Source organism: Terriglobia bacterium (assembly GCA_020073185.1).
Classification (GTDB): domain Bacteria; phylum Acidobacteriota; class Terriglobia; order Terriglobales; family Acidobacteriaceae; genus JAIQGF01.
This window is the reverse complement of sequence record JAIQFT010000005.1, coordinates 33,560-51,429: the sequence shown is the minus strand read 5'-3', so window position 1 is coordinate 51,429 and position 17,870 is coordinate 33,560. Positions and strand designations below refer to the sequence as shown.

The 17,870-nt window shown below is 62.2% G+C and carries 16 protein-coding genes; 2 read left to right on the top strand and 14 right to left on the bottom strand.

The features are described 5' to 3' along the window. Window positions 1-63: 63 nt before the first annotated feature. From LAN64_02360 to LAN64_02310, 11 genes are all read right to left on the bottom strand, one after another. Window positions 64-864 (bottom strand): DUF3037 domain-containing protein, encoded by an 801-nt coding sequence (locus tag LAN64_02360; GenBank protein MBZ5566673.1) that lies wholly within the window; start codon window positions 862-864, stop codon window positions 64-66. Between the two features lie 15 nt (window positions 865-879). Further along, window positions 880-1,704, bottom strand: a complete 825-nt coding sequence (locus tag LAN64_02355) for a phosphatidylinositol kinase (protein MBZ5566672.1) — start codon at window positions 1,702-1,704, stop codon at window positions 880-882. A 159-nt stretch (window positions 1,705-1,863) separates the two neighbouring features. Then, entirely contained in the window at window positions 1,864-3,423 is a 1,560-nt protein-coding gene (locus LAN64_02350) for a terminase (GenBank protein ID MBZ5566671.1), read from the bottom strand. A 73-nt stretch (window positions 3,424-3,496) separates the two neighbouring features. Further along, window positions 3,497-4,501, bottom strand: coding sequence for a M28 family peptidase (locus LAN64_02345; GenBank protein ID MBZ5566670.1), 1,005 nt, complete (start codon window positions 4,499-4,501; stop codon window positions 3,497-3,499). Then, window positions 4,501-5,220 carry a hypothetical protein gene (locus tag LAN64_02340; GenBank protein MBZ5566669.1) on the bottom strand — a complete coding sequence of 240 codons (720 nt, stop codon included), beginning with the start codon at window positions 5,218-5,220 and terminating at the stop codon, window positions 4,501-4,503. The genes LAN64_02345 and LAN64_02340 overlap by 1 nt, the downstream gene beginning before the upstream one ends. Next, complete coding sequence (locus tag LAN64_02335) at window positions 5,217-10,340, bottom strand: discoidin domain-containing protein (GenBank protein ID MBZ5566668.1); 5,124 nt, start codon at window positions 10,338-10,340, stop codon at window positions 5,217-5,219. The genes LAN64_02340 and LAN64_02335 overlap by 4 nt, the downstream gene beginning before the upstream one ends. A gap of 68 nt (window positions 10,341-10,408) precedes the next feature. Beyond that, window positions 10,409-10,867 (bottom strand): dual specificity protein phosphatase family protein, encoded by a 459-nt coding sequence (locus tag LAN64_02330; GenBank protein MBZ5566667.1) that lies wholly within the window; start codon window positions 10,865-10,867, stop codon window positions 10,409-10,411. A 184-nt stretch (window positions 10,868-11,051) separates the two neighbouring features. Beyond that, window positions 11,052-11,222: a hypothetical protein gene (locus tag LAN64_02325; protein ID MBZ5566666.1), complete on the bottom strand. Its 171-nt coding sequence runs from the start codon at window positions 11,220-11,222 to the stop codon at window positions 11,052-11,054. 56 nt (window positions 11,223-11,278) lie between these two features. Continuing rightward, window positions 11,279-11,938: a hypothetical protein gene (locus tag LAN64_02320; protein MBZ5566665.1), complete on the bottom strand. Its 660-nt coding sequence runs from the start codon at window positions 11,936-11,938 to the stop codon at window positions 11,279-11,281. Beyond that, window positions 11,935-12,162, bottom strand: coding sequence for a hypothetical protein (locus LAN64_02315; GenBank protein MBZ5566664.1), 228 nt, complete (start codon window positions 12,160-12,162; stop codon window positions 11,935-11,937). Before LAN64_02315 ends, LAN64_02320 begins: the two co-directional genes overlap by 4 nt. Before the next feature lie 142 nt (window positions 12,163-12,304). After that, window positions 12,305-12,580 carry a hypothetical protein gene (locus LAN64_02310; protein ID MBZ5566663.1) on the bottom strand — a complete coding sequence of 92 codons (276 nt, stop codon included), beginning with the start codon at window positions 12,578-12,580 and terminating at the stop codon, window positions 12,305-12,307. 137 nt (window positions 12,581-12,717) lie between these two features. On the opposite strand from LAN64_02310, the gene LAN64_02305 reads away from it, so the two are divergent. Together LAN64_02305 and LAN64_02300 are read left to right on the top strand one after the other, a co-directional pair. Beyond that, entirely contained in the window at window positions 12,718-13,434 is a 717-nt protein-coding gene (locus LAN64_02305; GenBank protein MBZ5566662.1) for a S24 family peptidase, read from the top strand. Between the two features lie 143 nt (window positions 13,435-13,577). Beyond that, window positions 13,578-13,799 carry a hypothetical protein gene (locus LAN64_02300; GenBank protein MBZ5566661.1) on the top strand — a complete coding sequence of 74 codons (222 nt, stop codon included), beginning with the start codon at window positions 13,578-13,580 and terminating at the stop codon, window positions 13,797-13,799. Window positions 13,800-13,979: 180 nt separating this feature from the next. Here LAN64_02300 and LAN64_02295 read toward each other — a convergent pair whose 3' ends face one another. The 3 genes from LAN64_02295 to LAN64_02285 form a co-directional block, all read right to left on the bottom strand. Continuing rightward, window positions 13,980-14,426 carry a hypothetical protein gene (locus LAN64_02295; protein ID MBZ5566660.1) on the bottom strand — a complete coding sequence of 149 codons (447 nt, stop codon included), beginning with the start codon at window positions 14,424-14,426 and terminating at the stop codon, window positions 13,980-13,982. A 192-nt stretch (window positions 14,427-14,618) separates the two neighbouring features. Further along, window positions 14,619-16,502: a LysM peptidoglycan-binding domain-containing protein gene (locus tag LAN64_02290; protein ID MBZ5566659.1), complete on the bottom strand. Its 1,884-nt coding sequence runs from the start codon at window positions 16,500-16,502 to the stop codon at window positions 14,619-14,621. 167 nt (window positions 16,503-16,669) lie between these two features. Then, entirely contained in the window at window positions 16,670-17,860 is a 1,191-nt protein-coding gene (locus LAN64_02285; GenBank protein ID MBZ5566658.1) for an aminotransferase class I/II-fold pyridoxal phosphate-dependent enzyme, read from the bottom strand. Window positions 17,861-17,870 lie beyond the last annotated feature (10 nt).

Below are 17,870 nucleotides of genomic sequence, written 5' to 3'. Positions count from 1 at the left end.
TCCGTAATCCGTAGTCGGTAGTCCGGCTACGCGAGGCGGTCGGTTCGGCTAGTTAAGATGCGCTTAGATTCGCAGGTCAAGTCGCGCCGCTTCGGCGAGGCGCGGTAGCTCATTCGTGGTCGCCACAGCGATCGCGCTGCGCTCCAGGGTTGCCAATGCGAACAGAATGGCTTCGTCGCTGCGGTCGAGGTCGGGTTCGATGATGGCCGTCAGCTCGGATTTCGCTTTCTCCACGCGCGCGATGCCGTCGCGAATGTCGGGATAAGTGAACGCGAGCACCTTGACGGCGTCCACATCCGAGTCGAGCGAGACCGCGTGGAACATCTTGATGACACCGTTGGGGCGATAGCCGCAGTCGATCTTGAGCGGGTCGCCTTTGTGCGTGTACTGCGCGGCCGCAATCTTCTTCTTCATCAGTGCCCAGACGCCAGCCTGCTCGAAGGCGTCTTTCATTTGGCCGAAGATCATCTGTCGACCGCTGGTCTCGCGGGCGCCGGCACGTCGCCGCTCCAGATACATCTGCGCCAGCGCTTGCAACTCCTGGGCCGGGTCAGCGGTCAGGCAGCCCTTGGGCGCGGTGAACTGCAGGCCGTTCGAAAGGTAGTCCTGCAACTTCGTCAGGAGCGTTTGTCGGTCGACAACACCTTGTGTGAGTTGTCGGCGCAGGTCGGCTTCGAGCGCTTCCAGCATTTCGACATCGGCCGCTGGATCGAAGCAGCGGACGCGGCGCCAGTCGCGGGTAAAGCGCAGATCAGCGCTGTCGCCGCTGAGCAGCAGCACGCCGATATTGACGAATTCATCCTTGACCGCATCGGGAACGTAGCGGATGAGCATGAACTCGCATTGTTTCAAGCTATCAGCCATCAGCTCAGCTTTCAGCTAGGCATGTCCGATCACCACTTCTGCCGCCGTCCAGTGCGGGAACGGCTGGCGGGAGGAGTGGCGAAACTCCGTAATCAGCGCCCGCACACGCGCGCGGCGCATGACGAGCGATTCGATTAGGCGCTCCAAAGCCTCGAAGTCGCTGCCGTACCACTCCGGCGGCACGGCCTCGGCGCATTGCCAGATCTGTTGCGCGTTGAGTTGCTCCAGGCGCGACAGCCAGGGCTCGAACGAATCCCAGCCGCGCACCCATTCGTAAACTTCGTTGCGAAGATACACGCCGCGCAAGGGAGCGTCTGGAAACGTCCACTCACCGGCGTTAAAGCAGTAGCCCTGGTCAATAAACGTTGCGTGATACTTGCGCTCGCGCATTTTTCTCCAGAACGCCGCCTGGCGGCCGTTGGCGTTGCAAGTCCACTTGTCGAGCGCAAGCATGCCGGCGAAGGCAGTCAGGTTTTTCACCTGCGCCAGCGACCCCTCCGGCAAATAATCGAACACCTGGCCTTCCGCCGGATCCACCACGAAGCGCGATCCGAACTGCAGTCCCGGCTGGCACGGGATAGTCTGGCGCGCCAGTTGAATCGTCAGCTCCGGCGTGTGCTTGACCAGCCAGTCTTCGACCTCGATCACCTCCGTTTGCGGCACCGGCAGGCCGACGCGCTCGGCCAGGCGGCTGACGATGAAGTCGTTGGCCAGCACGCGCCTGTGCTGCGGGTTATTCTGAAACTTCACCACGTAGAAGTTGCTGTCGCTGGCGCGCATCAGGTGCGCCTGCGCGCCGCCACGCATCCTTCGCACGTGTTGTACCGCGAAAAGGGCCATGGAGAACGCCGAATTGTACGCCTGTAGGCCAACCCATTTCCGTGATGGAACCCGAAACCATTTCCGACCGTGGATGGCCGATTGCCGCTTGAGCGCCGAGTACCCACTACCGAGCACCGAGGGGGTGGGGGAAAGGCCCGATACTCGATAGCTGGGTACTCATCTCGCCAGGCTGGCGAATTCCAATTCCTCGCGAAACTGCGGGCGGCCGGCCTGTTCGAAGCGGACCGCCTCGGCGATGGCCATGGCCATGACAGAGTCATCGTGCGTGCCATTGGCCGCACCGGCGGCGCCGTCCTCGTGACGAACAAATGTCCGGCACTCGCTGAGCAGGCGCGGACTGCTAAACAGGTCCGGGTGACGCGATAGCAGCGCGGCGAACTGTTCGATCATGCGCGGACGGCTGATCGAAGAGGTCAACCACCCGGGTTGCCGGTGCTGCTCGTAAATTTTCGAGCCGTCGTAGTGCTCGCTGGCGTCGAGGTGCGCGAGCACGGCGTGGCCGTGGTTGTTGCGCTCGACCGCAATGAGCGCGTCGTTGTATTCCCGGCCGAGCGCGGCGACGCGCGCGGCCAGCTCGCGAGGCGGCACGTGGTCCTGCAGTTCGGCGCATTGCAGTCCCGTGAGGCGATCAACGACCTGCGCGCAGGCGTAGTCGCCGGCGCAGCCGCCGCCGGCGGGATCCACGCCGATAATGTACGAGGCGCCGGGACGCGGCGGCCAGAAGATCAGCAGGCGGCCGTTGTCGCGAACCTCGATCGGTCGGACCACGGGCGTGGCGCTGCTCTCGGACCCCCGAGAACATAGGTCAGAGACCTGTGCCACACCATCACCGCCGCATTCGGCGAGGCGGCGCTGGACGATGTCGAGGTCGAAGACGCACTCCCCGGAGGCGATGAAGCAGGAGACCGGGTCTTCGGCGAACTCCTGGCGCGCCAAGCCCCGGAAGGTGGCGCGGACATCGCGGCGGTAGGCGATCTGTTCCGCTGTCAGGCGGTGCTTGGCGATTAGGTCCAGTTCTTCAACCGTGAAATCGTCAGCGGCTAGCGGGTTCTCGGTAGAACCCTGTACACACGAGGGCGCCTGTGCCACACGATCAATGGCGTATTCCTCCGCGTACCACCAGGGAAAGAAGTGCCGGCGGTAGCCGGTGCGCTCGGCTTGCTGCCACTCGTCGTAGAAGCAGCCACCGGCGCCGTTGGGCGTGGACTCGAGCACGATCATTCCGCCGGGTGGGACGGCGGCGCGCAGTGAGGCCAGGGTGGCGGCGGAATCGCGCGGCCAGCGGGCCACCTCCGAGCAATGCAAGTTGTTGATCGTGAGCCCACGGCCGGCGTTGGGGTCAGCGGCGGTCTCCACGCGGTACTCACTGTCGAGACGCGGAAAGACCAATTGGCTGACGTTGGCGCGCGAGGTGACCAGCAGGCTCCCAAGCAACCGCTCCGGTAGGTTATCCAGGAAGCGGTGCACGATACGGAAGATTTCTTCGGCGGAGCGCTGGTCGTGCGCCACCTGCACGCTCAGCGTCCCGGGCCGGGTGACGGTCGAGACAAAAAACCGCGCCGCGACCCAGGTGGTGATCCCGAGCTGTCGCGCCTTGAGCACGATGTCGCGACCGGTGGCCCGGCTTGCAAACTCGGCCTGGGCGCGATTGGGCACGAGCGGCTCCAGGTTTCCGTGCTTGTCGCGAATCTTGAGCAGGCCGGAGAACGTGAACATAATTGCTTCCTTAGCGCCAAAATGGATTGACACGCCTGCTCATGGCGCCACTCCCCTCTACAGGCTAGGCCGGTCATTGCATCGTGACCCCACCACCTATCCTTACTGAGCCGCTGATCGTGTTGCGGTTCGTGGCGGCATCGGCGGGCAGGGCCAGATGCGCCGCCGTACCCAGCGCGGTTTTCACGACCTTGGTGTAGTAAGGCAGGTTGAGCGTGGAAACCGAATCGCCGCTGCCGTTCATGTACGGTGACAATTCATTCACGTCCTCAAGGAAGCTCACCGCCGTCTTGCCGGCATTCCAGAAGGGCCAAGTATCGAGCGCACCGGGCGTGACCATGATGTCGCCGGAAACCTCGGTCAACCCGAGACTGTAGGTCGAAACCACGTTGCCCACCAAGGTCGCAATGGCAATTTCCGTTGCCGTTCCCGTGTGCTCGCTGAGCCCGCCCCCGGTGATGACGCTGAACTTATTGTCGGCGTTGGCATCGTAGGCGACCACATCGAAATTGATGTCCGCGTAAATGTTGTCGGAGCCGAGGCTGGCGACGTAGGCGGTGGAACCGAGTTCGGCCTGCTCTTCGCCGGTGACCAGGATGTATCGGAGGGTGCGCTCGAAGGTGTGCGACGCCATGATCTCGGCCAGATTGATGACCAGTACGCTGCCGGAAGCGTTATCGTCGGCGCCCGGCGGCGTGGCATCGATGTGCGCCGTCAGGGTGATGATCTCGGTCGCCTTGGTAGTGCCGGCCTTGGTGCAGATCACATTACGGCTGCTGTAGCCGCGGTCACTCCAGTTCTGATAACTGGCGGTTAGCCCCGCAGCCTGACAGCGTTCGTACATCCACTGCGTAGCCTTGGTTATTGGTGTGCCGGAATCGGTGGCGCGACTGGTGATGGTGTAGCTGCTGCCGCCGACGGTGATTGCCGTCACGCCGGTCAGCCCGTTCAGGTCGCTGGTGAGCGCGGTTTGCGAGACCTGCCCGATCATGCTGGCAACGGTGGCGGAGTACGTAACCTGCGCCATCGCGGGCAGGGCCATCATCAGCGCAAGCGCAATTGCCGACAGTCTCCGCATCAGTTCGCTCCAAAGGCGGCTGCGTAGGCCAGGCTCGTGCTCACGTTACTCTGCCCGAAGCTGGCGCTTAATCCAGTGCCGGCGGCGACATTAAGCCGGTACTCGATCACGTCCACGTGGCTGTGCTGGTAGGTGCTCAGCGTGAAGCCCGTGCCCTGTGTCCACGTCGGATCGGCATTTTCATTCAGCACAAAGGCCACAATCGCGGTCACGTGCGTGGTGTTGAAGGTGCTCGTCGTGACGGTGGTTTCGGCAACTGCCGGTGTGTGCGTCCCCACTCCGTCAACCGTTCCCACGAATCCTGTCGAGGACGTAACCTCGAACGTTGTGAGCCCGCAGTCAGAACCGCAACTGGTCAGCGTCACCGTCGCCGCGCCCGTTCCCGTAACCACGCAGTAGAATCCCTTGATCGAGCCGGCGGGCGTATTCAGTACGGCGCCGACCTGTGTCATGGAACCGCTGGCACAACGGCTCGCGGTGATGGCGGCGGTCGGGTTGGAAGTGCTGTCATTCCATCCCGCAAAGACCCCGATCAGATTGCCGGCGGTCACGTTTCCCGGAAAAGCGCAGGAGGTTGCCGGATAGCAGGAAGTTGTCTGGGTTGACGACCAGGTGATTGTGGCCGTGGCTCCTGCCGAATGTGGCGTGCCCGGCCCAGGCATCATCCCACCTTGAGCAAAGGCCGCAGCCGTCAGCGCCAGCCAGATCAACCGCCTCATCGCACGATCCTCCAGTTCAGCGTAATCGCTCCCGGCGTAATTGCAGCCGAAGTGTTATTGCAGACCTTGAAGTTCACGTTGTCGGCGGTCGGGTAAGCAATGATCGTCAACATTCCCGTCGTCGCCGGAGCGTAGCCGGTCACCCCGGTCGGGTCGCCGTTGAAGCCCCACCATACAACGTCGGTGGTCGCGGTTCCGGTCGCCGAAGTGGTTACCGCGGTGGCGCAAGCGGCGGATGCAATTGAACTCGTTCCCATTGCCGAGGAGCCGGCGGCGATGGTCCGGCTCGCTACTGCCGTGGCGCCGTTCGAGCCGAATACCAAGTTGTGAGTTGTAGAATTCACCGCAATCTGGCCATCCACGGTTGGGGCTCCACCCGCCGTAGTCGGAATCTTCAGTCCCGCCGTCGCCGCCGACGCGCTGAGGTCGAGAATGCTTGAAGCCCCTCCACTCAACGTATGCGTGCCGAACGTGAAGTCGGCGCCCATATCGCTAACTGCGCCCGTTGATGTCGCGTAATAGGCAATATGGCTAGCCGTGCCGGAGTTGACCGTGCCGGAGCCGCCCGCACCCAGTCCGGTGATACAGGCGAAGGCGTGGGTCGAGTTGTTCCATTGCAGCGCATCGCCACTGCCGGAGCAGCCATTGGTTCCGGTCGTCGGCAGCGCTTTAAATAAGGGATCGGCGCCGGTGGTGCCGTAAAGCAACGAATCGGCCGACGGCACCGTGATGGCCGAGGGAGAAGTTGTGGCGTTGCCCGCGTAAAGCGCGTGCGTCGTCAAAGTGCCCAGCCCGGTGCCGCCTTGCGCGACCGTCACTGCAGCGTTGCTGGTGAGAATCGTCGCGCTGGCATCCGGCAACGTGAAGGTTTTCTCGGCTGTCGTCGGGCCGCTGAACTTGGTGAACCCGTTCGCGGTCCCGCCCAGAGCCGATCCTAAGACGCTGGTAAACGTCCCAGTCACTACGTTGGCGGCATTGCTCCAGGTCAACAAGCCACTTCCCGCAGCGCCCGGGAACAGCAGGTTGTAACTGCTGACGCTAGGTGGAGCGGTGAATCCGACTGACGTCGTGCCGAGTGAGGCTGCGGTGCCTTGTTTCAAGTACACAGTGCCCGCGCCGGTGCCACTGGTCGCAAGCTGCGGAACCGCGATTCCACCAGTCCCCGAGTAACTCAGAGTGGTGCCATCGTCGGAGAGCAACGAATCGTCAAGTGTTGTCGCAGCGGTGTATTTCGGGATGGCATTGGTCGCACCGTTGCTGATGGCGCCTGAACCGCCGCCGCCGGAATCTGCCGAACAGGTCAGCGCGCCGGTCGAAGTATTGACACTGCTCACGTGCTGGCCGGCGGAGCAGTCAGCCGACATGTAGACGCCACCCAGCGCGCTGGTGGTGGGCTTGGGCAGCCGGGCGGCTGGCAGTGTACCGCTGCTGAGATCGCCGGCACTTCGCGTCGCCAGGTCCGCCAGGCTCGATGTGGTCTTGTCGATATTCGCCCAAATCGGCTGCGTTTTGCTGAACGCGTGGGTCGCCGAGTTGTAGCCGGTGAGGAAGTTGTTGGTCGCGCCCGGTTCATTGCCCGGAAGGTCAGTGGTCACCGCCAGCGTGCCCGAACTAGGGAAGGTCACGCCCGACATGTCCGCACCGGTGCCGCCGCGCGCTTTGCCGAGCGTGCCCGTCCAGCCGAGTGTGAAAGTGTGCGTGCTCGTAGCCGAGCCGATGGAAAGCGTGACGTTGGTGTCATCCACTTTGGCAAACGTCTGCGTGGCGGCGCTCAGCGTGTTAAGCGCGGTGATGCCGCCGCCGGCACCGCCGATTTGATCGGCGGAGCACACCGGAACGCCGTCCGTGCCGATGGCGGAAACTTTGTCGGTGCCGGTGCAGGTGAGCGACTTCACGCCGCCGAGCGCGGATGCGGTAGGTGTGGGTAACTGCGAAGCCGCGACCGAGCCGCTGATGTCGGTGAACGCGGGCCGCGTCTGCGCGAAGGCGCCGGTGGTGGCATCGTAGGACGCCAGCCACTTTTGCGATGCGCTCGTTTTGGTGGCGGGTAGAACAGTGGTCGCGGCGAGAAAGTCACTGGCGTGGCGTCCGTCGACCTCGTCCGCGTCGATGTTCTGTACCACGTCAATGGACATTTCGGCGACCGCCGGATTGGCGTTGCCATCGCCCGAACTCAGGATGCTGAACTTCACGTAGCGGGAGTTGGTGGCGGCCCAGGTCACGACCTTGGCGGTGTTGTCGTTAGCAAAAGTGCCCGTTGCGACCGCAGAGCCGTAGGTCGTGCCATCGCTGGAGAGCGCCACGGAATAATTCAAGACGCGGTAGCCAACGCTGTAGGGCGTATAAGTCAGTCCCGCGATGGGCTGTACCCGCCCGGTGTCGATCACGAGATCGGCAGTCGTACCAATGGCGTTCCAGTAGGTAGTCGTATCGCCGTCAATCACGTTGGCAACTGAGCCGCCGCCGGTGACCGCAGTTGAGCTTGCCGTCCACGGCCAGCGCACTAAAGTGGAGTTGGTGATGGGAACGCCATTCATCTTCAGTTTCGCGCCCAGCGCTAGATTGATGGAGCCGTCAGCGGTGCCCACCGTTGGGCACGCTCCGTTCGCCGCTAGACCCGTGTCGCTGAATTGCATCTGGGGAACGCCCGCGAAGGCCCAATTGGTCTTATCCGTGACGTAGACTGTGCCAATGATTCCGGTGCTGGAGGGCGTACCGCTGGAGGCTGTGCGGCAGACGTAATAGGCATAGAAGCCCGGACTATAGGTACTCGCTAAAGCGGGGTAGTCGGTCGAGTTCAACACCGCCGCGCCGTTGGTGACCGTTACCGATGGCCCGAGTGCGACCGTCCCGGCGCCGGATAGCCCGACAAGTTGGTAGGTATAGTGAGTCGAGCCTGCCGTGCCGTGCCAAGCGTATGTCAGGTTGCTGCTCATGGCTGCGACCTTGGTTGCTAAGCCACCCATGAATGGCGGTTGCGCGGTGACTCCGATATTGGAGTTGGAGACACCGGTGGGGTGGTAGAGAAGCAACGATGAGAAGTCGCTGGCACCAAAGCCTTCCGGCATATTCGCGAGCACGTAGTCGTCCCAGGCGCCGGCCCACGACCTGAAAATCAGTCGCGACGGCTGCCCATACGAAGTGTCTGGAGGCGCCAATCGCAGATCGTAGTTGCGCTCTTCCGTGGGCTGCGTCTCGGCAAGTGCGGGGTACTTCGATGCGTACTGGAAAGCCCTGCTGTCGAATAATCCGGTAAACGTTCCCGATGTCCATGCCCAACGGTTGGTGCCGTCGTCCATGAGGGACATCAGAGCGCCGTGACTGCTCAAGCTGTCGTGGGTGCCGATCAACGGGGCGTTGCTGGGCAGGTTGGGCGCGGCGTAGGTGTTGAAGCGGTTGTTGCGCAGCGTCGTCATGGGGCCTGACACATAGATGGCGCTGGTACTCGGCGCGATGTCGTTGGTGGCAAAATCATTGCCTTCAAACGTCAGATAGCAACCTGCCGCCGCCGCGACATCCAGAAATACGCCGGTGCCTTCCGTGCCCTTGTTCCAGCCGATGTACTGACTGGTGAGGCACGACTGAATGTGGATGGCTGCGCCGCCCGCGCCGAAGGTCGAGTAGGAGCCGTTATATCCGAACGTATTGTTGCGAATCTTGGAACCGGCGGACTGCCAGATGCCGTAATAGCAGTTCCCGATGTTGTTTTCCTCGACGATGTTTCCTTCGCTGTTGCCGCCGCTGATGTAGAGGCCGGTGCTGTTCGAACCGTAACAGCTGAAGTGATTGCCGCGGATCTTCATGTCCTCCAAGTTCGGTATACCCGCGATGGAGAGGCCGATATAGTTGGCGGCGACGCCATAGCCAAAAAACGAATTGTCCTGGAAAGTAAGGCTGGTTCCGGTGTAGCCTCCGCCTCCCGTGTTCGTCACCTCGATCCCGGTGGTCGCGGTGGAGGAGCAATAGGGACCGACATTGCGAATCATCAGCCCTTTGATCACCCCGTTGCCGGATCGGTTGAACTTGAGCACGCTCGTGCCCGCGGCCAGACAGCCCCAGAGCGTGAATCCCACCCCTCCCGTGGGTGATCCGCCATCAATGTAGAAACTCGTCTGACCGAAGACGACGATCTGGGAGTTGGTTCGGGCGGTGCAATCCGAGCCGAGCGGAAGCATCACCTTGCGCCCGGACATGTTGTTGAAGAGCGCGTTCAGGGCGGCATAAGAATCGGTCGTGCCGGTGCAGTCGATGGTGTAATTCACGCCCCCAACTGTGAAGTTGCGCGGGTCAATAAACACCGGCGCCTGCGCGGCGAACTTGGTGCCGTTGTAGGTTAACTGCTGCCCGGCCGCGTTGGGGTTGTCCACCGCCTTGCCCTGAATCTGCGTGGCGTTTGATGATCCGCCACCTGGCCACGCGCCTCCATTCCACAGCGGATTGCCGCCGTCCTCCCCGATCTTGGACAAGCTGGCAGCGTTGGCGAGGGTCGCCTGGAAGCTGCTGGCGTGCTGCCCATCGACCATGTCGGCATTGCTGGTCGCCACGCTGCAGTCGGAGGGTGCCGTTTCCAGGCGGGTGCCGCCTTCGGCGACGCGCACGCAGCGCCCCGAGGTCCACGAACTCTGGCCAGTGCCGCCCTTGTTCAGCGCCAGCGGGTTGCTCGGCGTGCCTGCGGCGGCGGCGATGGCGCTATCCACGTACTCGCGCGAGACGACCTGCAGGGCCACTGTGGCGGGCACAACCGAAGATCGAATGGCGGAGATGGAGGTCGGCGAGTTGCTGGGGACGGACCAGTATTCTTGCGAGCTGGCGCCGTTGTCGAGGGTGAAGATCACCTTGTAATAGGTGCCGGCGGGCGTGGCGCCCTGGGTGGGCACCAGCGGAAGGTTGACCGCGCCGTCACGGATCTTCACGCTTAACGAACCGGCGGCGACCGACTTGCCATCGGCGGTGACAAAGGCCGGCCAAGAGACCACCAATGTGCCCGCGGCCGGCGAACCATCCGCGCGATAGAGGGTATCCTGGATGAGAGTCTTGGCGGGATCGGCGGCCCAGGCAGCATGGCCGAACAGCAGCAGGCAACAAAAAAGCCGCACGAAGCGGCGGGTATCCATAGTCATAATGATTCGTCGCTAGTTGTTGGTCGTTGGCTAAGGACACGCGCGGGCGCGTCGGGCACGGTCGTTTCCTATTTGGCCGGAGCGGATTCGTAGGCGCGGATGAAGTTCTCCACGCTGCGCACGTAAACCGCCGCAAAGTCTACCACCGGGCGGCGGCCCTCGATCATTTCCATGGCCTCGGGCAACGGAAAACCGAGGACTCGAAGGATGCCGAGGGTCATCATGGGCGCGCGGTGCACGCCGGCGGCGCAATGGACGAACAGCCGATTACCATGGCCGCCATTCAGGGCGCCGAGCGCGAACTCGACGCCGCGCCGAAACACTTCCGCGCCCTTCAGCTGGAAATCGTCGTCGGTCGGGTTCCACAGCACCTGGATGCCGTGGGGCTGGGCCAGGGCAGTGTCGTCGAACTCGACCTGCATATCAATGATGTGAGTGACGCCGCTGCGCGCCACCTGCTCCATCTTGTCCTTCGTCCAGATACCGCCGCCGACCGCGATGCGGTCGGTTACCCAGGTCATGTCCATGCGATCAGCCGCTCCCGTGCAGCACGTAGGTTTTATAGATTCATTCTACGGCACGACGTTGGCTGAAAATTCGGTGGCAACTCATTCCTGCGATTCCGGAATCTGCAATTGGTCCAAAAGCAAACGCAGGTCCGCGATCTGGTCCAACGGCGAAGTATGGCCCGCCCGGGTAATGTCGCCGAACTCAAAGAGGCCATTTGGCGCGCTGATAGCAGCCGTCGTCAACGGCCTTCTGCATGACGGCATGGACGATCTTGTCCTTCGCTTCCCGAATCTGGGTGAGGGCGTCCTGCAATGGGCCGCCGGGCTCTAGTTCCAGGGTCGGGTCGGCCAGGCTTTGCTTTAATTTCATCATAAATAAGGAAAAGCGCGTCGGTTGCCCGGCGCGCCTCTCAGAAAGATTGCTTCTAATCAACTTATAAATTCAGCATAGCACACTCGAGAGGGTAAACCCGCCACATCCGGAAGAATTATATTTTCTTTCTCTTGGGGAGGATAGAGAGGATTGTCCGGATTTGGGGGCTTGACAAGCAATTTCTGCGGTTGGGGAATGTCGGCTGTGGGGCGGATTCTGGATGCGGTGGCTTGAGCCTGGATGCGTGCCCGTTGAGGAACGCGCTTGCGACAATGGACCTGCTTTTCGGCGGGCAGAATGGCATGGTGAGGAACGCGCTGCGCGGTGTTGAGCATGGAATTGTTCAGAAACATCTCGGTGAGCGCATCGAGCGCTTCGGGCAGACGGCGCTCGATGGTGCGCAGGCCACAGTGCAGCAGCTTGGCCGCCTCCTCTTCTTCGTATTCCTGCAAAACGATACGCGCCACCAGATCCTGATCGAAGGGTTGGAGGCGGTCCAGGCAGCGTTCGACATCAATAACGAAGATGGCGATGTTCTCGAAGGAGTGCACGTGATAATCCTGAGCGTTCGTGCGGAAGTACTCGCGGCCGAGCAGGGCGGGCAGACGTCCGATCTCGACCGCCATGTAAAAATAGCGGCGCAATAGGGCAATGCAGTGGTCGCGGTAGACGGAAACTTCAGGGCGAGGGACTGGCAGAGGCTCACCGTCAGTCATACCCACCATCCCGAAATCACCGTGAGCATGGAGACCATGGCAGGAACCAAGGCGCGACGCACCGGCTTGCGCTGGTTGCGCGGGTTTCGCAGCGGCAGCACGGCCATGAAGGGCTCGCAAGCGGGACAGTAGGGAATCGTGGCCCCATCGGGGCGCAGCCAGAGGCCGCCACAGCGCTCGCAGTACTTGAGTTGGAGGTGGGGGAGGGTAGTAAGGGAATGCATGAGTTCTCCTGGATAATAAGAAACCCTGCTGCCGTGCGGCGCGGGCCGGACGGAGCAGGGCTGGTTGATCGTACCGTGGACCTGCTGGGCTATTTAGTTGGAAACGGCGTCTTGCCGGCTCGACCGGCGGCGGCCAGCATCGCTATCCGCTGCCGAGGTCGTTATTTCTCCGGAAATATCCCTCTTCATAAGCGGACTTGATAACGCGACCGTTATGGATGACGACGGTGAGACGGCCGTTGAAGTGCGTCTTGAGCAGCAGCCGCTCGGTGGCAGAGGAGAGTAGTTCGGACTCTTGCACTTTGCGGCGCATTTCGAGAAACATATTTTCGTCGGCGGAACAGATGTTGGATCCGGTGCGGGCCGGCGTCCTCGAAATGGAACCGGTTTCCGCAAGTGGACTCGGAATTTCGGACATCGCTGCACCTTTTCGGTCAGCTATACGAAGAATTGCAAGATATAGCTTGCTGCAGTTCCTTGTCAAGATTTCTATTCCTTTTGTCTTTGGTAACTTGCGCGATGTATAGCTGCATGATATTGCGGTGATAAATCTCCATGAAATTCCGCACCTTGCAGGAGAGGCTCCGGCGACTGCTGCTGGCGCGTATCGCGGCGGGAGAGTTGACCGGCTTGAAAGTGGCGCGGCTGGCGGGTTTCCAGCAGGCGCACGTCTCCAACTTTCTGAACCGCAAGCGGGCGCTCAGCCTGGGGGCGATGGACCGGGTGTTGGTGGCACTGCGCCTCTCGGTGCTGGACCTGCTGGACCCGGCCGAACTCGGCAAGCGCGCCACCATCCTGCCGCCCAGCGAAGACGAGTTCGAAAACGTGCTGCTGGTGGAGGGGACGATCGCCGCCGGCGAGCCGGTGATCACCAGCGAGGCGGTGCGCGACATCCTGAAGTTCAAGAAGGCGTTCCTGCGGCGGCTGCGGGCCGAGCTGGCCAGCCCGCGCCAGGGCTGGCGCCGCTTCGTGCTGGTGAAGGTGGACGCCCACGACGGGATGAGCATGTACCCGCGGATGCTGCCCGGATCGCTGTTGCTCATCGACCGCCATTACAATTCGTTGAAGCCGTATCGCCGCCACGAGCAGAACATGTACGCGGTGCGCGCCTGCGGCGGCTGCACGGTGAAGTACGTTGAGTTGGCGGGCCGCAACCTGGTGCTGCGCCCCCACAACCCGGCGTACCCGGTGTGTGTGCTGCCGATCGAGGAAGGAAAACGGTTGTCGGATTACATCGTGGGCCGGGTTTGCCATGTGGGGATCGAGACGTAACGAGTTGCGAGTTGCGAGTTTCGAGTGACTGCGGGGCTGTTCGCATGCCCTTTGGTATGATCGTCAGGCATTGATCTTGGCGCGGAGCCGCGCACACCCGCGCAGACCAGCCCTTCATCCTTATCTCACAGGGAGGAGTTTTCATGGACGAAACGCCAGGCGCCACCGTCGGTTCGCGGCGCAACGAGGACATCGCGCTGGACATGATGAAGTTCATCGCCATGACCACCGGCTACGGCAAGACGGGATCCGCATCGGGAGTCACCGGATTCCAAGGCGGCCAACCGGTGAAGCCGTCCGAATATGTCGACCATCTGCTGGATCTCTACGGCCGGTGTTTGAATGCGGTGCAGGGGAAGAAGTAGCGGGTTGCAAATGTCGAGTTCTGAGCTGCGATCAGCGCGCTGGCGCCCGGGCGGGCTTGAGCGGAGGGTTTGCGCGGAACTACAAAAGCCGCGAACTATTCGCGGCTTGGCTATATAACCTGCAATGGATCTCAGATCGCGAGGCTGAACACGCGAGGGTGCGTGTGCCACACCTTGCGTCTAGCGGCGCCCGCCCTTCTTCTTCGCGCCACTTTTCTTGCGGGCAGCGCCTTTCTTCTTGCCTCCGCCCTTCTTGGGCGCGGCGGCGCCTCTCTTTTTCGCACTGGCGGCTTTCTTTTTCGCGACGCTCTTCTTCGGCGCGGCGGCGGCTTTCTTTTTCGCGACGCTCTTCTTCGGCGCGGCGGCGGCCTTCTTTTTCTCGCCGGCTTTCTTGCGGGCCGCTTTTGTAGGTTTCCCGCCGCCAACGGCGGCAGCCTCCCCCCCCGACGGGGCGCCGCCGGTCGCGATGCCTGCGCCGCTCGGAGTTGAGGTCAGGGCGCCCGCCGGCTCTTCCTCCTCTTCCTCTTCTTCCTCGAAATCCTCTTCCAAGTTCTCGCCGTAGGAGCCGGCCTCGCCGAATTCATCCATTTCGTCATCCCGTCCGTAAAGGGTGATGTCGTCGAACATGTTTCCTCCAAGTTTGGCGAGCGGGGCGTCATCGCACCCAGGCAGCTCGCGTTGTGCCCGGTAAAAACAGACAACAGAACCGATGAATGCAAGCAAAAACCGCGGCGGATTATAGCACAGCAATTTTCTTGTCAAGGACCAAGCTCAGAGATGGATGCCGCCCAAAGTGGGAGATGTGCGCGGGGGAATCTGCTATGGCGTGCGTATGACGAGTACGTCGCCGGCCTTCAGGCTGGATACCCTGTTGTCGCGGCGGAGGGTGGCGACGCTGGTGTTGTAGCGGCTGGCGATGCTCACCAAAGTCTCACCCTTCTTGACCTTGTGGTGCAGCAATTTACGCCCGTTGGACGCCCGTAAGCTGCTGGATTTACTAGACTTTCCATTCCTTCTTGCCGCCAGCGTCCGCCCCACGGCGGCTTCTGCCGCGACCGGCCGGTAGATACGCAGCGAGTGCCCGGCGCGCACCTGATTGCCACGTAGATGGTTCCATTGGCGGACCTTCGCGGCTGGCACACCAAAATCGTCGGCAATGGAAAGCACGGTGTCGCCCTTCCGTGCCTTGTAAATGGTCGGGCGCTTGGAGTAGACGACCCCTCCCATCTCCCCTGCCCCGCGCCTTCCCGGAGCGACGGGAATGATCAACTTGGACTCGGCTTCAAGGTCGCCTTCACGCAAGTTGTTGACTTCGGCGATCGCGGCAGACGTGGTGTGGTACTGGCGCGCGATTGCGGTCAGGGTCTCGCCCCGGTTCACCTTGTGATAGCGCCACCAGACACGCATGTTTTTGGGAATGGCGGCGATGGCCTGCTGGAATTTTTCCGCACTGCCGGCGGGCAGCGCCAGTGAGAACGAGCTATCTTTGGGTGTGGTCATGCGCAGCAGGCTGGGATTGAGTTCCTGGAGGGTGGCCACGCTGGTGTCCGCGCACTCAGCCACCAGGCGCAGGTCTAGCGGGTAATTGATCTCGACGCGGTCGGCCTTCAGCGGGGGTTCCGGTGTGAGATGGTCAAGCCCGTACTGCGCCGGGTTCTTCGCCATGATGGTAACGGCCAGGATGATGGGCACGTAGTTGCGAGTTTCGTTGGGGAGCACGCCACGGCGGTACAACTGCCAAAAGTCAGCGTACCCGGTACGCTGCACCGCCGATTGCACCGTGCCCGGGCCGGAGTTGTAAGCGGCCATGGCCAGATACCAGTCGCCGAACTGGTTGTAGAGATCCTTCAAGTGGCGGGCGGCGGCGCGCGTGGCCTTCTCCGGGTCCTGGCGGTCGTCCAGCCACCAGTTTCGCTGCAATCCGTATCCCGAAGCGCGTCCGGCCATGAACTGCCACATGCCGCGGGCTCCCGCGCGCGATAGGGCCAGTGGGTGGAAGCCCGACTCGGCCTGCGCCAGATAGATTAGATCCTGCGGCACACCTTCTTGTTTCAGGATGCGCAGGATCATCTCGCGGTACCGCCCGGCGCGGGTGAGCGCGTGCTCCAGTGTGCCGCGTCCGCGGCTGGAGAAATAGCTGATGTAGCGCGCGACCTCGTCGTTGATCACCAGCGGCAAGTCGGAGTGGATATCCTTCATCTCCGCTTCGGCCTTGGCGCGAATGTTGGGATCAACCGGAAACGTGACCTCGTTGGCTTCGTCGATGGGCGCGGGCTCGGGTTTCTGTTCCGTGAAACCGTCTCCCGCCTGCAGGGCGATTATTTCCAGGTTGTTGACGCCCTCCACCAGCTTGTCGAATTCCTGCTGCAGGCGGTCGTTGCCGCGCACGTCGAGCCCCGACTGGAGCAGCAGGTCGAAGGCGCGGTCGAAATTTTCCTTGGCGGCTTCGAGGTGGCCGGCGCTGTAGTTGGCGAGGCCCGCCTGGTATTCCTTGTCGGCCTTGACGATGACGGCCTCAACCGGATCGACCTTGGGCTGGATCTTTTCTTCAATTTTCGGCGGAGGGGGCGCCACGGCAGTCAAGGTGGGCGCCGTGGCTTGCGCGGGCGGATCGCCTGACGCGTCCTTCGTCTCCGTGGTCTTGCACGAAAGCAGCGTCAGCAGCAGCGCGCCAACAATGGGAAAGGACCAGTACCTATGCATTCAACCTCGTCGAACAACTTCGGTTCGCGTAGATCCCTCCGTCCGATACGCTGAAATAATGCCCCTCACCCACAAGATCGTACCGTGCTGTTGATTGGCGGGTCAATCGCGGATCGTCCTCGTGGTGCCCGGAAGGACACGGCCTGCGGATCCCGGAACGACGATGCTCAAGCGCGGTCCAAGGCCTGCTCAATGTCGGCCACTAGATCGGCTGGATGTTCGATGCCCACCGAGAGCCTCACCGTTGCCGCCGAGACATCGAGCAGCTTCAGTTGCTCGTCTGTGAGCCCCACGTGAGACGAAAGGAGCGGATAAGAAACGGTGGACTCAACACCGCCCAGGCTGGTCGCCAGGTACCACAGCTGGAGCGAATCAATGAATTTCTCGGCTGCCGGTCCGCCGCCCCTGGTTTCAAACGAAACCATCATGCCAAAATCGCCCATCTGGCGGCGAGCTATGTCGTGGCCGGGATCGTCGGCGAAGCCGGGATAAAGCACGCGCCCTACTTGCTCGTGCTTGCGCAGCGCTTCGGCGATGAGGCGCGCGTTCGCGCAGGCGCGCTCGACGCGGATCTCCAGCGTCTTAAGGCCTCGGATAAGCAAGAACGAGCCCAGCGGATCCAGGCAACCGCCGGTGAACTTCACCATTTCGCGAATCGTGTCCAACCTCTGGCGCGACCCGGCGACGGCGCCTGCGGTCAGGTCGTTATGCCCCCCGAGATATTTGGTCGCCGAATGGATGGTGATGTCGGCGCCGAGCGCGAGGGGCTTCTGCAGGATGGGCGTGGCGAAGGTATTGTCCACCACGACCACCGCGTTGTGTCGCTGCCCGATTGCAGCGAGCTTGCGGATATCGGCGCAACGCAGCGTCGGGTTCGTCGGCGTTTCCAGAAACAACAGGCGCGTCCGCTCGGAGAAATAGCGCTCGATCTCATCGAGCTCGGTAAACGGCACCAGGCGGGTGCGGATGCCGAAGCGCGGCAGCACGCTCTGGAACAGCTTGGTGGTGCCGCCGTAGAGATCGAGCATGGAGACGATTTCATCGCCGGATTCGCACAATGCCATGAATATCGCCAGTTCCGCCGCCATGCCGCTCGCGGTGACCACGCAGGCTTCGGCGCCTTCCAGCGCGGCGATCTTCTGCTCCGCCACCGTGGTGGTCGGGTTGGCGTAGCGCGAATACATGTAGGCTTTCGACTTGCCTTCGGCATAGCGCCGGAGCTCGTCGAGGCTGGGCATGACGAACACGGAAGTCTGTGCGATGTCAGTGGTCAGGCTGGCGTTGGTGCCGTGGCGCTCCTCGCCGGCATGGACGCAATGAGTGGCATCGGCTACAGACGCCTTTGCGGGTTCCGACATAAGACTGAAA

Excerpts from the sequence above, each read along its gene's own strand:
- LAN64_02360 (MBZ5566673.1), bottom strand. The coding sequence starts at position 864 with ATGGCTGATAGCTTGAAACAATGCGAGTTCATGCTCATCCGCTACGTT.
- LAN64_02355 (MBZ5566672.1), bottom strand. The coding sequence starts at position 1,704 with ATGGCCCTTTTCGCGGTACAACACGTGCGAAGGATGCGTGGCGGCGCG.
- LAN64_02350 (MBZ5566671.1), bottom strand. The coding sequence starts at position 3,423 with ATGTTCACGTTCTCCGGCCTGCTCAAGATTCGCGACAAGCACGGAAAC.
- LAN64_02345 (MBZ5566670.1), bottom strand. The coding sequence starts at position 4,501 with ATGCGGAGACTGTCGGCAATTGCGCTTGCGCTGATGATGGCCCTGCCC.
- LAN64_02340 (MBZ5566669.1), bottom strand. The coding sequence starts at position 5,220 with ATGAGGCGGTTGATCTGGCTGGCGCTGACGGCTGCGGCCTTTGCTCAA.
- LAN64_02335 (MBZ5566668.1), bottom strand. The coding sequence starts at position 10,340 with ATGACTATGGATACCCGCCGCTTCGTGCGGCTTTTTTGTTGCCTGCTG.
- LAN64_02330 (MBZ5566667.1), bottom strand. The coding sequence starts at position 10,867 with ATGGACATGACCTGGGTAACCGACCGCATCGCGGTCGGCGGCGGTATC.
- LAN64_02325 (MBZ5566666.1), bottom strand. The coding sequence starts at position 11,222 with ATGATGAAATTAAAGCAAAGCCTGGCCGACCCGACCCTGGAACTAGAG.
- LAN64_02320 (MBZ5566665.1), bottom strand. The coding sequence starts at position 11,938 with ATGACTGACGGTGAGCCTCTGCCAGTCCCTCGCCCTGAAGTTTCCGTC.
- LAN64_02315 (MBZ5566664.1), bottom strand. The coding sequence starts at position 12,162 with ATGCATTCCCTTACTACCCTCCCCCACCTCCAACTCAAGTACTGCGAG.
- LAN64_02310 (MBZ5566663.1), bottom strand. The coding sequence starts at position 12,580 with ATGTCCGAAATTCCGAGTCCACTTGCGGAAACCGGTTCCATTTCGAGG.
- LAN64_02305 (MBZ5566662.1), top strand. The coding sequence starts at position 12,718 with ATGAAATTCCGCACCTTGCAGGAGAGGCTCCGGCGACTGCTGCTGGCG.
- LAN64_02300 (MBZ5566661.1), top strand. The coding sequence starts at position 13,578 with ATGGACGAAACGCCAGGCGCCACCGTCGGTTCGCGGCGCAACGAGGAC.
- LAN64_02295 (MBZ5566660.1), bottom strand. The coding sequence starts at position 14,426 with ATGTTCGACGACATCACCCTTTACGGACGGGATGACGAAATGGATGAA.
- LAN64_02290 (MBZ5566659.1), bottom strand. The coding sequence starts at position 16,502 with ATGCATAGGTACTGGTCCTTTCCCATTGTTGGCGCGCTGCTGCTGACG.
- LAN64_02285 (MBZ5566658.1), bottom strand. The coding sequence starts at position 17,860 with ATGTCGGAACCCGCAAAGGCGTCTGTAGCCGATGCCACTCATTGCGTC.